This is a genomic window from Arachnia sp. (assembly GCF_057238465.1).
In genome coordinates, this window is sequence record NZ_DBHHFZ010000007.1 from 49,191 (window position 1) to 63,835 (window position 14,645).

Sequence of the window (14,645 nt, forward strand, 5' to 3'; positions counted from 1 at the left end):
GCCCCTGCCAATTGGCAGGGGCGCGCTGGGATAGCGTATTCCCTACACTTCATGTGAGACATGACTGTTCATCCAGGGGGAAGTGAATGCCGCGATGAATTCTTCAAACATGTACTTACGGTATCGAAGAAACAGTGGTCGCCTTAGCGGTTGGAACGCATTTGTTGCAGGGATTTTGGTGGCTTTCTTTGAGGTTTACCTCAGAGGGTTTGCTCTGGGCGGTGGAGAGCGTTGCTCAGATGGTGATTTTGGCGAGTTGCTTTTCCCGAAGATGCTGCGTGGAGTTTGTGAAACACCGTGGGCCAATTTCAGTGATGTGCTTTCGGTGCTGACCTTTCTTGCCGCCGCCGCCATAGGGGTTTTTGTAGCCGGCGGGAGCATTCCGAATGCAAAAAACGATAATTCTGCGCGCGGGCGCGCTTCGGGGGTGTCCAGGGTCGATCTGGCCGACAAGGCGATCGAGTACTGCACTTTTTTCGTTGCTGCTTATTTGTGGAGAACGCTGATACTGACTTCTGCAAAAATACCTGTGGTAGTCCTCTGGCCGGAAGGGTCGGTGCGTGAGAAAATCCCTGATCTGATAATTTTTGGCGCCTTGGCGGTCGGAATCCTGGGGTGCAGGTGGATTAATAGGGTGCTGATTCCTGGACTTCACGTGCTCCGTCTCGATCTTGAGGAAATGGAGCGCAGAAAGTGGCGTCTGGCGCTGCTGGAGGCCGAGCTCAAAAGGACTCTGGAACTTGATTGCGGTATTGGCAAGCATGTGGTTCCACTGGCGGGAAAGCACCCTCATTGCGTGTGGATTATTAGATGGCTTCCGGTGGTCCGGGTATTGTTGGTCTTGATTGTCGTTGGAACATTCCTATGGATATCGACAGGATATCGTGAGGATCAGCTTGAAGAAATACTGTTCTGGCAGCTGGCCATGGTGTCGGTTGTTCTTGTAGTATTTTCTGAAATTGTGGCGGTCTCCACGAACAAGAGAAGCCATGCTGACAGATGCCTTAAGTATTTTGTCAAGGGTTCGCGAGCCTCTTTGTGGAAGATCCTTGTTCTTGATAATGGATTTGGGCTGACAGTGATTCCTTTCAGTGGATTAATGTCTTTTTTGATCATCCTGTTCGGTGATCATGAAACCTTGTTCTTGGGTGCCTTGTCTCTGGCCTTCGTGATCTGGCATGTGGCGGTTTCTTTCGTCGCCGCAATGCCGAGAATGCACAGGAAGGAAGGAGTTTGGGACGCAAGCTGGTGGACTGAGCTGAAGGAATGGAAGGAGAGGGGCTTGGGGCACGTGTCCCCCGAACAGGCGCGATGTGCTCTGGTGATTCAGGATTACATGCGTGCGGAGGCAGGGGGGCGCTTCAAGTGGCTGCGATCTCCCATCACGTGGGTGAGAAAATCTCAGGGTCCTGCCGGAAAATCGATGGAATCTATGAAAAACCAAATTGAAAAGGATTGTGCGCTGCTTGCGGGCGCCATTGAGGACATGGGTGGCAGAAAACCCTCAACCTAATGAATATTCAGGTGATGAAGCTCATGGCGTGAGAGGCTGATTCTGAGGATGCGCACTAGTGGGCATGGTGCTCGTTCCTCGGAGAGAGAAGCGGCTTCCACGTTTTCCTTCCGGCGAGAAGCTGTCACCTCTGAAATCGATTATGTGTGATGTCACTCGCGGCGGGGTGGGTTGCGGGTGAAGCGGATCGACCGGGTTTGGAGGGTTTCTCCGGTGGGGCCCTTGTAAGGGATCGGTTTGCGGGGGTTCCGACCCCGGATGCCGCTGATGGCGGCGGCCTTGGCCGAGGCTTCCGGGTCGCCTCCGATGCGTTGGCCGTACTGGTTGGTGAACGTCAGGCCGCCGGGGATGTCGGGGTTGCCGGTGATCGTGTAGCGACCCTGGTGGTGCTGCCGGTGGTGGGTGGGGCAGAGTGAGACCACCGTTTCGCGGTTCGTGGCGCCGCCGTTGCTCCAGTGCTGAATGTGGTGGTTCTCGAGGAACCCGGTGACGGGGCAGCCGGGGTAGCGGCAGCCGCGGTCGCGATCTTCCACCAGGCGGCGGGTCCGAAGCGGCACGATCCGTTGTGAGCGGCCCACGCTGACCGGCAGGGAATCGGTTTCCCAGACCGGGATGAGAACGCCGTCGCAGGTGAACTCTGCCAGGAGATGTTGCGGCAGGGCGCCCTTCTTCGCGAGCCAGCCAGCACCGGTGGTGTCGAGGTGCAGATGGACGCGGTAGTGCTCCTTGCGGCTGCCCGAGGTGATCGCCCTGAGGGAGCGGTTCGCCATCTCGAAGAGCCCGTCGGCGAGGGTGGCCTCGGTGTTTCCGCTGGTGAACAGGGCGTCCTTGGCCTCACGGATGGCGGTCTCCACCAGGGCGCCGTCGACGGCCGGGGCGCTGAGGCGCAGCTCGAAACGTCCGGTACGAGAGTTGGTGATCATGGACAGCTGCGACGCGTCGGCTCGCGCGGTTTCGTGCGGCTCCGGGGAGGGTGCCGCGACATCCGGGTGGTGGTAGCGCGACAGGGTGCGTCGCAGCTGCGTGACCGTCGCCTTCTCCGCGAACTCGGTGATGCTGGCCGAGTATGTCTCGGGCGCGTGCTGGGCGACCACCGCGGCCTGGTCCAACCCGAGCCGCCCTGCGCCAAGCGCCTCGACCACTTCGGGAAGCTCGGTGGATCGTTGCGCGACCCGCGCAACCGCCGCCGCGTTCGCGGGGGAGAGACCGACGAAGACCTGCAGCCAGTGCTCGATGGAACGGATCCCGTCCCCGGACCAGGTGTTGGACGAGAGCAACTCCTCGGTCAGGGCTACCAGGTCGGCGTGGATCACGGCCAACCTGCCCGCCAGCTCATGGGCTGCGGCCACGCGCCGATGCCATGCCGCGGCGTTTTCCTCCGCGGGGCCCTCGACGAGGGGAGTGTGGTCCGATCCAGCCATAAGGTAATAATACATGAGTTCGATTAGAAGCGCAAGAGGTTGTTCGTGAAGAAAATCGCCGGTGTGGTCAAGCGTTGTCCGAGGGGGTGGGGCGTGTCTAGGGGGACGGACCTGGTACCCTGGGCTCGAAACAGGAACAGGAGGGACAAGGCGAGGATGATCCCTGTCGTCGATGTCTTCGCGGGTCCCGGTGGACTGAACGAGGGCTTCAGCTCCGTGGAGCACCTCGGAAGGCCCGTGTTCGACGTCGTGGCCTCCTTCGAGATGGAGAAGAACGCGGTCGAGACGCTTGTGCTGAGATCGGCGGTTCGGGAACTCTCCCGGGGTGGCTGCCTTCCCCGCTCCTACCAAGAATTCCTCGCCGGGAACATCGCGTGGCGGGCGCTGATCGAAGAACGGGAAATGGACAAAGCCCTGCGACGGGCGCGCGCGCATGTGCACATGATGGAGTTGGGCCCCTCGGCTCGCGAGACGGCGGCTGGTTTCATTGCCTCTGCCCTTGGCGGCCGCGAGGACTGGGTGCTGATCGGGGGGCCACCGTGCCAGGCCTATTCCCTCGTGGGAAGATCCCGCAGAAAACATGACCCGGAATTCCTGGAGGACAAGAAACACTTTCTCTATCGCGAATACCTGGACATCATTCAACGCTTCAAGCCCGCGGTTTTCGTGATGGAAAACGTCAAGGGACTGCTCTCCGCGGGGCATCACGGATCCAACATGTTCAACCTGATCATGTCGGACCTCGCGATGAACGGGAGATACGAGATCCGTAGTTTCGTCGTCCCCGACGAACATCCGCAGCCGAACGATTTCGTGATACGGGCTGAAAATTACGGGATCCCACAGCGACGTCACCGGGTGATCCTGCTGGGGATTCGGAACGACCTGGGCAACGCGGTCCTCGATCCGTTGCATCCCCAACCCGTGGTCACGGTGCGTCATGCCATCCATGACATGGAGCGGCTGAACCCCCGTGTCACGCGAACCACCCACTCCCAGGAAGCGGTCCTGTCGCGCGCTCGTGACAAGGGCGTCAAACTGGCCGCGGCGCTGGCGGCACCCGGGCGCGGTATCGAGGCCTCGGGGACCGGAACGGCGGACGAACTGCGCTCGTGGTTGAGGCGACACGACGTGCCCATCACGCAGCATGAGGCGAGAGGCCACATGGAGTCGGATCTGGTCCGATACACCTTCTTGGCCACCTTGGCGCAGGAAGGCCGCAGTTTCAAGGTTCAGGAGCTTCCCGAGGAACTGCGCCCGAAACACAAGAACGTCAAGGGTGAATCGACACCGTTCACAGATCGGTTCAAGGTGCAGAAATGGGATGCCCCGGGCAGCACGGTCGCATCGCACATCAGCAAGGACGGGCACTACTACATACATCCGGACCCCGGGCAGTCGCGGAGCCTGACGGTTCGCGAGGCCGCCCGGCTTCAAACCTTTCCGGACGACTACTTCTTCTGCGGCACCCGAACCAAGCAGTACCATCAGGTCGGAAACGCGGTACCTCCGCTGCTGGCCCTCAAGATCGCTGAAAGGGTGGCTGATCTTCTTGGCGAACGAACGTCCGGCTCCCGCTGACGAGGCCGTTCGAGACCGAATGGCCCATCAGAAGCGCCAGGACACCAAACCGGAGGTCGTTCTTCGCAAGCGTCTCCACGCACGTGGGTATCGCTTCCGGGTGGCGTACCCGGTCCCGGGGATGCCTCGCAGGACCATCGACATAGCCTTCCCGCGCAGAAGGGTGGCCGTCTTCGTGGATGGCTGTTTCTGGCACGCCTGCCCGACACACGGCGTGAAGCCCAAGAACAACAAGGACTGGTGGGCTGACAAACTGGCCGGGAACCGGGCCCGCGACTTGGAGACCACCGAGGCCCTCACGGACCTCGGGTGGACGGTGGTGCGGGTGTGGGAACACGAGTCCCCAGAAACAGCGCTGGCAGCGGTCATCGCAAAACTTGAAGGGGAATGAGTGCGCGGGGCGAGGTCCGGTACCCTGATTGTCCGAGAGGAAGAGGACGATGACTGGTTCCGAAACGTTCAATGCGGCCCAAATCATCATGGACTGGGCGGATAGAAGCAAGATCACTTGGGTCGAGGCAGCGGAAGAGCTGAAGAGGAAAGGAATGCCGGGCATCGACCAGGCCGTGGAGGAGCTGAGGCGACGATCAGAAGCCCTGATAGACGTTCCCAATGCCGTCCTGGGGGATAGGGATCGCCTCAATTGGTACATGGGCCCTTCGAGTGATGGTTGCTGGGCCGCTTATTGGAGGGCGTTGGAGGAGGCCGGGGCTCCGGGCATGGGAGGACTCGACGAGGAGACCTCCAACATCGTTCGTCTTCTCGCGAATCCGCGTCGCAAAGGTGATCGACGCAAGGGCTTGGTGGTGGGCAACGTTCAATCCGGTAAGACACGAAATTTTGCGGGCGTCATCGCCAAGGCCGCGGATGCCGGGTACAGATTGATCATCGTCTTGGCCGGGATGCACAACAATCTCAGGGAGCAGACCCAGACCCGGCTCGATGAGCAACTCTTCACGGGGGATGACTGGGGAAAGCTGACTGGTCCCAGCAAAGATTTTGATCATCAGCTCAGCCCGCGGGCATCGTTCAAGCATACGCCCCTGCTGTGTGCCGTGGTGAAGAAAAACAAGAAGGTTCTCCAGAAACTGGTGAAAATGCTCAGCGACCTCGGACCGGATGTGCTGCAAAAATTTCCGGTGCTCATCATTGACGATGAGGCTGATCAGGCCAGCCCCAATAGCAGAAGCCAGTACAAAGAAGTGTCTGCTGTCAATGAGAAACTGCGCCAGCTCTGGGGAAAGGTCATCACCGGAACCTACGTCGCCTACACGGCGACGCCGTTCGCCAACGTCCTGATAAACCCTGATGACGAGGAAGATCTTTTTCCGTCAGATTTCATCGTCACCCTGGAGCCGGGGGAGGGGTATTTCGGGCCCGAGAGGGTCTTCGGCATTGCCGACACCGTGGACGAGGATGCGCCCGCGGCCGAGGGACTGGATGTCGTCCGGAGAATCCCACCCGAGGAATCGGATCAGTTGCGTCCACCGAGCGAAACCGAGCTCCGCGAGAAGTTCGATCCGCCGCTCTCTCCCGCTCTGAAGGACGCAATCGCTTGGTTCGTCGTCGCCACGGCGATCCGTTGGCAACGGGGCCAGCAGTCGGAACACTCCTCCATGCTCGTCCACACCACCCACTACAAGAACCCCCATTTTGCCTTCAAAGAGCGGATAAAGCGCCACGTCAAAGATCTCGTCGACGAGGTAGCAGCTGGTGAGATCGAAAGATTCGAGAAGGCTTGGAAGGAAGAGGCCTATCGGGTGGTCTCGGAGGCCACCATTCCTCTTCCTGATTGGACCGAGGTCAGCGCGAGGCTCGGTGATGTGCTGGCCGAGATCGATGTGAAGGTCGACAACGGAGACTCGCCTGATCGAATCAACTATCAGCGCGGCAAACCCCTCACCGTCATCGCGGTCGGTGGCGGAACCCTTTCCAGGGGATTGACACTGGAAGGGTTGGTCGTCTCCTACTTCACCCGAACCAGCAGCACCTACGACACCCTGATGCAGATGGGACGTTGGTTCGGTTATCGCAAGGGATACGAGGATCTTCCCCGGATCTGGGTTGCGAACGGTCTCGATCGAGACTACGCATTCCTTGCCTTGGTTGAGAAGGACCTCCGTGACAGCATCAAGGAGCTGGCTGAGTCGGAGTTCACCCCGTACGACGTGGGGTTGCGCATTCGTGCCCATCCGGGGCGGCTCCAGATCACATCGGCCAGCAAGATGTTCAGTGCGAAGGAGGTCCAGGTCGGGCTCAGCGGCACCGCGAACCAGACCTTCCTGCTGGACGGCCGACCGGGCGTGCTGGACAGGAACAGATCCGTGGCCGAGGAACTCATCGGCGACGCCACCCTTCAGCCGATCGACTGGAACGCAGATCGTCTCATCGCAACCGGTGTGCCGGGAGAAAGGGTCGTCAGATTCCTCGAGAACTTCAAGGTGCACGATGACCAGAAGTGGCTGACCAATCCGGATGCGTTGCGGGGCATGTCAGATTGGATCAGGAAATGGGCATCCGGGCCCGAATGGAACGTGGTGATCGCGGGTGGCTCGGGGAAACTGGCGAAGGACGGACACGCCGACCTCGGGAAAATCCTGATAGGTGGGCGTGAGGTGAACTGTCTGGATCGTTCCCCGTTGATCGGCAGCACGCGTGCTCGCATCGATCTCAAGGCGATCATGTCCGGGGATGATCGACTGGGAGACATCGAACCCGACCGATACCGTGCGACCAAACACACGAACAACGTCGAGCGACGGAGGATTCGCAGGCATCACGGGCAGGGAAAGGGGTTGGTGGTCGTGTACCCGATCAGCGCGAACTCCCGAGCGGGGAAGACCGCCGGGGGACCCCCGACCCGCATGGATATGCCGGCCGGGGAAAACCTGATCGGTTTCGCGATCTTCTTCCCACACGTGAACGATGAACACGGACGGGAGGGAACATACGTCTCCGTTCGCTCCACATCCGAGGACCGAATGGCGGAGGAGGAAGGATGAGCGATTCCTGGGTCACATTCGGGCTCCTCCTGTCGCGAGCCAGGGAACAGGCGGGACGCAGCCTGATGATCTTGGACGAGGCCGAGGCGGGAGGTGATCTGTGGCTGGGGGCGGACGCCGAAGAGAGACGACATCTGCTCGCTCCCGTACCAACGGATTTCGCGTTCACTCCGATGAAAGGCGCGGCCATCGAGTTGACCACTTGGTGTGACCCCCGAACCGATCAGAAGTTTCTGGATCTGGTGTGTGAAGCCAATGCCTTGGGGAAAGTTTTCTCAAGGTTGGCGGATGATGTCCGGGAGAGAATGAGAACCGCTGAACAGGCAGCCCATGTGGCGATGCTGACAACCCTCGACGACTGGAAACGCCTCGTCAGGCCAGCGCGTTCCCTGACCGAGGAGTCCGCGCGAGGACTGTTCGGTGAACTTCTCGTGACGGCAAGACTCGCCAAATGGAATCCCCACTTCGCGGTGGAATCTTGGACCGGCCCCGACGGGGAGGCTCACGACTTCACCACGTCCAAGGGCGACCTCGAGGTGAAGACATCGAAATCAAGTGGACAAATCATCACCATTTCCAGCCTGGAACAGCTGGACCGGCCTGCGGGCAACCCGCTCGTGCTGATCCGGCAACACGTGCGGTCCTCTCCGAACGGTCGGAACATCACAAACATGGTCGAGGAACTGGTTGCGCTGGGATGTTCCGAAGCGGCGGTCGGAGAAAAACTGGCCGAAGCGGGATTCCTTCTCGGAGTCGACGAGGACGCACATCGATTCGTCGAGGTGAGTGGCCCGTTGAGTTGGAGGGTCGAGGACGACTTCCCCGGGCTCCGGAGCCAAGATCTGCCATCACATCGTTCCGCTGCGATCACCAAGGTCAGCTACACCTTGGACCTGATGGGCGCTCCCGGTGCCATGGATTCGGGAGAACTTGACGCCTTCATGGGAGAGATGATGACCGCATGATCGGCATGCCGGATCTGCACTGGTATCCCAAACCATTCGGTCCGGGTGACACGGATGGAGCTGGTTCAAAGCGAACCATAGGTGCTCCGAAGGTCGACCTTCTCAACCTGCTCATCCGGGAGACGGCCCAGAACAGCTGGGACGCCCGACTGATGCCGGACGAGGACGACACAGTGCCCCGCTTCGAGGTCCGGTATCGAAAACTTGGTCCCAAGGTGCGCGACATCCTGCAATGGAACGTCTTTGGACGCGGTTCTTCGGACAACCTCGATCTTGCCGGGGTTCTGCGCGACCCCAACTTGGACGCTCTGGAGATCAGTGACCGGGGAACCAAGGGGTTGGGCGGCCCGACCACCAATGAAAAACCGGTGAACAGTGCTCAGGTCAACAACTATGCCCGTTTCGTCCTGACCATCGGGGCACCCCCGGCCCAGCGGTCGAGCGGTGGCACCTATGGGTTCGGGAAAACCGCCAGCTATCTGGCGAGCAGATGTTCCACGATCGTCATCTGGTCTCGATTCAGGGATGAGGGCGGAGAAATCAGAGACCGCTTCCTGGCCTCTGCCATGGGGGACAGCTTCACCAAGGACGGCCGCCAGTACACGGGAAGGCAGTGGTGGGGAGTCCCCGCTGCGGAAGACACGGAAGCCGAGCTTCTCAGGTTTGAGCCTGCCGAGGAGGAAGACGCCAGGAGGCTGGGGGAAGCCGTCTTCGAGTCCAGATTCAAGGCAGGCGAGACGGGTACGTCCATACTCATACTGTCACCCAAACACAATGAGGAAGGAAAATTGGTCGAGCCGTGTGCCGAGGCCATCAGCAGAAACCTCTGGCCAAAGCTCGATTCCGAACAGGATCCGAGGCGACGGATGCAGACCTCTCTTCTGAATGGTGACGAGGAGATCGAGGTTCTCCCTGAATCCGGAATCCTGACGGCTCAGCTGGAATGCCTGAAAAAGATCCGTTCCGTTCAGAACGGGGAAGAGGCCGGCAATCCAATGATCAAGATTGTGGAGATCCGAAGCCGGAGACCCAAGGCCTTACTCGGGCACCTCGCGCTCACCAGGGTCCCGATTTTCGGCCAAGAAAGAACCGCTTTTGATGATGCTCTCCAAGGTGTCACCTACATGCGTTCCGATGCTGAACTCGTGATCAAGGTGGAGCGCTTCTCCGCGGCTAACTCAGATGATTTGCCATGGCTCGGGATCTTCAAGCCGACCAGCGACATGGACAAGTATTTTGCTGATGCGGAACCTCCCGCCCATGACAGCTGGGATCCTGCGGGCGTGGAGGACCCCATGGGTAGAAGCTATGTCAATGTTGCTCTCAGGAGAATCAAGGAAGAGGTCAAGGAATACCTGGCCCCGGCCCAGACGTCCAACGAGTCCATCGAGGGAAGCTCCACCGGGGCGTTGTCGTCCTCGTTGGCGAATCTTGCAGGCGCCGTTCCTGGTGGGCGGGCCGTCCCCGTTCCGTCGGGGAAAAGAGGAAATAGCAACGGTGGATCGAGAAGAGGGAGGAGCGTTCGGGTCGGCATGGTAGGTGTTCAGCTGCTGTCGAGCGCCGCGGAGGCCAGGAGAGGGCGTCAGCTCGTCGACTTGGAGCTGGAGCTGATCAATGCCGATCGAGCCACGGTCCGGGTTGGTCAGATGGGTCTGGTGGTGGATGGAGGCGAGATGTCCGGGGATGATCTCCTGAGGCTCGAGGAATGGCGCGTTGGCGAGAAACATTTCTCGAGCGATTCTGTGGAGGTCGACTCGGGGCAATCATTCTGGGCCTGCATGTCGTTTCCCGTCGGACTGGCGATCAATGTTACATTCGTCGCAGAGGCCGCCTCGTGAAGATCATGCCCTTCCTCGTTGCGGACGAGGAATCAGTTCGATTTGAAAATCCGACGCTTCATTTTCGTGGTGTTGAGATCGAGGCGGGGGAAACCGCTCCCACCTGGGACTACATGATTCCCATGAAGGTACTCGGCTCTCTGAGTCTGGACCGCGAACGATTCTTGAGTTCAACCGGGTTGGAATCGCTGGATGGAGTGGCGGCAGTCCTGCAGGTCGACTGTCCTGCAACCGGGTACAGAAAACTGGACGTGCAGCCCGTGCCGGACCACCAGTCCGGTGATGTGAAACTGGATGTTTCGATTCCGGAACACGAGGTCGCCGTAAAATTGGTCGTCACTTATTCGGTGCTGCTCAATGTTCCTGATGGACCGGTTCCAGCCAGCTACTCCGCCCATCGAAAAGGAAGCCGACTTCATTCAGGATCCGGTAAATATGTTTTCCTTCTGGAAGGTGAGGGGGGCGGGTTTCCCGTCGAGGCCTTCAACTTTGAGCACTTGGACAAATATCCGTCCGACGCAGCATGGGTTCTCGAGTTCAGAGGAGATTTCTTGAATGAACCCTTCCTCGGTGTCACGCGGCTCTACGTGAACACGAGCCACGAGCATGCACAGGCCCTGCTCGGCGAGAAGCAGGGATTGATTCACACCGTCCTGAAGTACGACCTGATTTCCCAGATGCTCGGCACGGTGGCTGCGCACTGGTCATCGGACGGGATCGAAGACTTCGAGCCGGGAAGCGTCGGAGCAGTCATGAACGATCAGACCAATCTCTACTTGGGCAAGGACCTTTCCGAAGCTGTGGACGCGATCGTCAATGACCGGCCCCGGACGCTGGCGCTGCTCCAAGAGGCAGTCTTCTTCCTCAAGGGGGATACCAGATGAGCCGACTCTTGATACCCAGAATCTCCTTGGCGCAGGCCGTGGAGCGTTTCGCGCAGTTGCAGGAACTCGTGCGGAGTGGAAACACGGGTAGGGCGTTGGTGCTGGAAGGGGACGTGGGTGCGGTGCCCAACAGGACGGGTGGAAGCGCCCCGACCTCTGAAGACATCCAAAGGTGGCGGGAGGAAGTGGTCGAACGGGTTGATGATGTGTCGATCGACCCATTCGAAGGGGCTGCGAAACACTCAGCCGTTCTGGGCAGGGCCTTGGAGGAAGTCATCGCACCGAGTCCAAGCGACGCTGCCCATGGCGGGGGTTGGGCGTACCTCTCGTTGTTCCTGTTTCCCGACTTGGTCCATGCCCGCTGGGGAGGGGGCGATTCAGACGGGAAGGAACTGAACCAGGATCGTTGGATCGGGGCGCTGGTGGGGAAGGATCGCAACTACTTGAAGACCTCGTGGAGACGGTGGAGACTACTCGGCCCGATTCTTGAAACCGGGGAGCGTCCCTTGGGGGAGGACGAGTTGGTGGCGTTGACGGAACGCTCTTCATTGGCCCGCAACGTACGTCTCATAAGAGCCGCTGCGCGAAGGATCCTCGATTTCCCCTCGACAGGGAACCGAAGTTTGTTCACACGGGAGCTGATGAAGGAGATCACCCTTCAGACAGGTCCCGTCCATCTGGACCTGTTGACGGACGACGAACTCGATCTCCTCGTGGAGCGTCTCAGTGGAGAGGTGGTGTCGAGGAATTTCCCGAGGCGGGCGCTCTGACGTCAGGTCACTGGGCGGGTGGGGCTCGACCGTCAGGACCTCGACCCAGCCAGGCAGAGCCGGTTTGTGGACTGAACCGAGCGGCGAACGTGATGAGCCGTGGGTAAGTGTGCGTGGGGGGCTGTGGTCGGGTGTGCTTGTCGGCCGCGGGGTGGTTTCGACTCAGCCGTTCGCTTCGCTCACGTGCTGGCTCAACCAGCTTCAAAGGGGGCGGCTCGGGCTGTTTCTTCGTCGCTGCTTGGCTCAACCGGCTTCAATGTGGGTTTCGACTCGGGCTGCTCGGTTCTCGCGGGTCGGCTCAACCAGCTTTGTTGCGGAGCGGGGACAATTGGGGCGTGCTGGATGACCTCGGGGCGGAAGTCGCGCTGGACAGCCCGCCTGGGCGGGTGGTCTCGCTGGTGCCGTCGCTGACGGAGGCGATCGCCGTCACCGCGCCCGGCGTGCTCGTCGGCGCCACGAACTGGTGCACCCATCCCGCAGGCCTGGATGTTGCGCGGGTGCGGGGCACCAAGAACCCCGACCGCGCCGCCATCGCCGCGTTGCGCCCCGACCTGGTGGTGGCCAACCAGGAGGAGAACCGCCGAGTTGACGTCGAACGGTTGCGGGCTGCTGGAATCCCGGTGTGGGTGACCCGCATCGACGGCATCGACGATGCCCTGGGCAGCCTGACCCGGCTGTTCCGGGAGGGATTCGGGCTGCGGGAAGTCGGCTGGCTGGAGGAGGCCCGCGAGGTGTGGGGCCACCCGCCGCGGCTGTCGGGACGAGTGGCGCTCCCGGTGTGGCGGGACCCTTGGATCTGGGTGGGTGCGGGCACCTATCCCGACGACCTGCTGCGTCGCCTGGGACTGACCAATATTGTCGATGACATGCGGTATCCGGATGTCAAAATCAACGACGCCCTCGGTGGGAACCCCGATTTCGTCCTGCTTCCCGACGAGCCCTACCCCTTCACCGCCACCGACGGCCCAGAGGCGCTGGGCGGAGTGGGATCGCTGAACGTCCGGGGCAGGTCGCTGTTCTGGTACGGCCCCGCCATGGTCGAAGCACGCGCCGACCTGGAGGCCGCCATTCATGGAGCCAGCTGAGCCGGGGGCGCGAGGAATGAGCGATCCGAGTCGAAACCATCCCGGCGGCCAATGAATAGACCCCGCCACAAGAGCCAGACACGCGCGGGACGGTTTCGACACGACCTGCTCGCTGTGCTCGCAGGCCGGCTCAACCAGCGTCATGAGGGTCGGGGGTCGCTTCGGAAGGCGCTGGCGAACCGATAGATGACCAGGGCAAGGGCGAAGGTGGCGGCGGTGTAGATACTGATGCCCCAGTAGCCCGGGAAGACGGTCAGCAGGGTACCTCCGATGCCTCCTGTGATGGCGGTACCCAGGTACATGGCCGAGTTTGACAGCGAGGAGACGGTGCCTCGGGCCTGGCCGGCGTTGCTTTGGAGTTGCCCCATCATCACCGGCAGCAAGAAACCTCCGACGAGCATTGTCACGGCGAAGGCGATGGTCGCGGCCCAGCGGGACGGCATCGCCGAGGCGAGCAGGAAACCGGCGCCGAGGGCGACGATCCCGGACCACAGGGAGGTGCGTTCCCCGATCCTGGACACCAGAGGCGGCCCGGCGAACGAGCCGATGCCCTGTCCCAGGCCGATGATCATCATGGAGGTGCCGATCTGGGTCTGCGTGGCGCTGAAGTCCTTGGCCAGCCAGGAACCGATGAATGAGAACGCACCCAAACAGCCAGCCTGGAAGACGAGATAGGCCACCAGCGACCACGCCAGGGTGCGCGAGGTGAGAACCCTGCGGTACGGGGCGAGGAACCCGTCCTCGCCGGTTGGAGCGGCCGGGGGAACGCTCGGGAACCACGCGAGAAGCGTCAGCCACAGCAGGACGCTGAGCCCGGCGATGGTGAAGAAGGGCAGACGCCAGTCCTGGGTGGACAGCCAGGAGCCGATGGGAATCCCGGCCACCTGGGCGATCGCCAGGCCGGCCGTCGCGTGTCCCATGACCTTGATGACGGCCCCGCGTGACACCACCATCGGAATCGCGGCCCAGATCTGTGGACTGACGAAGGCGGCGCCCACACCCGCCAGGAAACGGGTGGTGAACATGGACCAGAAGTCCCAGGTCAACCCGCAAGCGCAGGTCAGCAGCGCGAAGGCCGCCACCCCGGCCAGCAGCACGCGGCGTCGATTGTGGTGGTCCGAGATCGGCCCCGCCACCAGGGCGAACAGCGCATACCCCAGGGCGTAGGCCGACACCAGCCACCCGGACTGCGCGAGTGGAACGCCGAACTCCTCTTGCAGCAGGGGCAGCAGGGGAGCGACGAGGAAGGTGTCGGTTCCGATGACGAAGAGAGTGAAGAAGGACAGCACCCCCATGGTGGATTCGCTGGTGGTTCGCTGACGCGTAGACACAACCATTCCTTTCCTTTCGAAGTTCGTCGAACTAAGAATTGTCCTGTGGGAGTCGGGAGTCAAGTCCTGCGAGGTGGTTTCAAGGAGGGGGAAGTTGGTTGAGCCGGCCTGCGAGCGTGAGCGAGTGGGTCATGTCGAAACCAAGATGGCCGTGTCTGGGGCCTTGCGGTCAGGCCTGCTGTCCGGTTGCCGAGGCGGTTTCGACGCAGGCTGCTCCTTCGCCGGGGTCCGGAGCGGCCGGCCTCCGGATGATGT

Annotated in this window: 11 protein-coding genes; 9 read left to right on the forward strand and 2 right to left on the reverse strand. The window is 61.1% G+C overall.

Annotated elements, in window-relative coordinates; translation table 11 throughout:
* Positions 1-178: 178 nt before the first annotated feature.
* Positions 179-1,513: a hypothetical protein gene (locus ACO6D6_RS08640; protein WP_484784858.1), complete on the forward strand. Its 1,335-nt coding sequence runs from the start codon at positions 179-181 to the stop codon at positions 1,511-1,513.
* Between the two features lie 152 nt (positions 1,514-1,665).
* On the opposite strand, the gene ACO6D6_RS08645 is transcribed toward ACO6D6_RS08640, so the two are convergent.
* The gene (locus ACO6D6_RS08645; RefSeq protein WP_484784859.1) at positions 1,666-2,934 is read right to left on the reverse strand and encodes an HNH endonuclease signature motif containing protein; all 1,269 of its coding nucleotides are present in this window, start codon (positions 2,932-2,934) and stop codon (positions 1,666-1,668) included.
* 156 nt (positions 2,935-3,090) lie between these two features.
* Between ACO6D6_RS08645 and ACO6D6_RS08650 the strand changes: the two genes are divergently transcribed.
* From ACO6D6_RS08650 to ACO6D6_RS08685, 8 genes are all read left to right on the forward strand, one after another.
* Positions 3,091-4,515, forward strand: a complete 1,425-nt coding sequence (locus ACO6D6_RS08650) for a DNA cytosine methyltransferase (RefSeq protein WP_484784860.1) — start codon at positions 3,091-3,093, stop codon at positions 4,513-4,515.
* Between the two features lie 19 nt (positions 4,516-4,534).
* Complete coding sequence (locus tag ACO6D6_RS08655) at positions 4,535-4,906, forward strand: very short patch repair endonuclease (protein ID WP_126375835.1); 372 nt, start codon at positions 4,535-4,537, stop codon at positions 4,904-4,906.
* Positions 4,907-4,955: 49 nt separating this feature from the next.
* Entirely contained in the window at positions 4,956-7,517 is a 2,562-nt protein-coding gene (locus ACO6D6_RS08660) for a Z1 domain-containing protein (protein ID WP_484784861.1), read from the forward strand.
* Complete coding sequence (locus tag ACO6D6_RS08665; protein WP_484784862.1) at positions 7,514-8,482, forward strand: PD-(D/E)XK motif protein; 969 nt, start codon at positions 7,514-7,516, stop codon at positions 8,480-8,482. Before ACO6D6_RS08660 ends, ACO6D6_RS08665 begins: the two co-directional genes overlap by 4 nt.
* Positions 8,479-10,320 carry a hypothetical protein gene (locus ACO6D6_RS08670; RefSeq protein WP_484784863.1) on the forward strand — a complete coding sequence of 614 codons (1,842 nt, stop codon included), beginning with the start codon at positions 8,479-8,481 and terminating at the stop codon, positions 10,318-10,320. Before ACO6D6_RS08665 ends, ACO6D6_RS08670 begins: the two co-directional genes overlap by 4 nt.
* On the forward strand, positions 10,317-11,204 hold the full coding sequence (locus tag ACO6D6_RS08675; RefSeq protein ID WP_484784864.1) for a hypothetical protein: 888 nt from the start codon (positions 10,317-10,319) through the stop codon (positions 11,202-11,204). Before ACO6D6_RS08670 ends, ACO6D6_RS08675 begins: the two co-directional genes overlap by 4 nt.
* Positions 11,201-11,974 carry a DUF6339 family protein gene (locus ACO6D6_RS08680; protein WP_484784865.1) on the forward strand — a complete coding sequence of 258 codons (774 nt, stop codon included), beginning with the start codon at positions 11,201-11,203 and terminating at the stop codon, positions 11,972-11,974. Before ACO6D6_RS08675 ends, ACO6D6_RS08680 begins: the two co-directional genes overlap by 4 nt.
* A gap of 335 nt (positions 11,975-12,309) precedes the next feature.
* Positions 12,310-13,059: a helical backbone metal receptor gene (locus ACO6D6_RS08685; protein ID WP_484784866.1), complete on the forward strand. Its 750-nt coding sequence runs from the start codon at positions 12,310-12,312 to the stop codon at positions 13,057-13,059.
* Between the two features lie 140 nt (positions 13,060-13,199).
* Here ACO6D6_RS08685 and ACO6D6_RS08690 read toward each other — a convergent pair whose 3' ends face one another.
* Positions 13,200-14,396 carry an MFS transporter gene (locus ACO6D6_RS08690; RefSeq protein WP_484784867.1) on the reverse strand — a complete coding sequence of 399 codons (1,197 nt, stop codon included), beginning with the start codon at positions 14,394-14,396 and terminating at the stop codon, positions 13,200-13,202.
* Between the last annotated feature and the right edge of the window lie 249 nt (positions 14,397-14,645).

Bases quoted from the DNA above. Each gene is read 5' to 3' on its own strand.
- ACO6D6_RS08645 (WP_484784859.1), bottom strand. From the start codon at position 2,934: ATGGCTGGATCGGACCACACTCCCCTCGTCGAGGGCCCCGCGGAGGAA.
- ACO6D6_RS08650 (WP_484784860.1), top strand. From the start codon at position 3,091: ATGATCCCTGTCGTCGATGTCTTCGCGGGTCCCGGTGGACTGAACGAG.
- ACO6D6_RS08655 (WP_126375835.1), top strand. From the start codon at position 4,535: ATGGCCCATCAGAAGCGCCAGGACACCAAACCGGAGGTCGTTCTTCGC.
- ACO6D6_RS08660 (WP_484784861.1), top strand. From the start codon at position 4,956: ATGACTGGTTCCGAAACGTTCAATGCGGCCCAAATCATCATGGACTGG.
- ACO6D6_RS08665 (WP_484784862.1), top strand. From the start codon at position 7,514: ATGAGCGATTCCTGGGTCACATTCGGGCTCCTCCTGTCGCGAGCCAGG.
- ACO6D6_RS08670 (WP_484784863.1), top strand. From the start codon at position 8,479: ATGATCGGCATGCCGGATCTGCACTGGTATCCCAAACCATTCGGTCCG.
- ACO6D6_RS08680 (WP_484784865.1), top strand. From the start codon at position 11,201: ATGAGCCGACTCTTGATACCCAGAATCTCCTTGGCGCAGGCCGTGGAG.
- ACO6D6_RS08690 (WP_484784867.1), bottom strand. From the start codon at position 14,396: ATGGTTGTGTCTACGCGTCAGCGAACCACCAGCGAATCCACCATGGGG.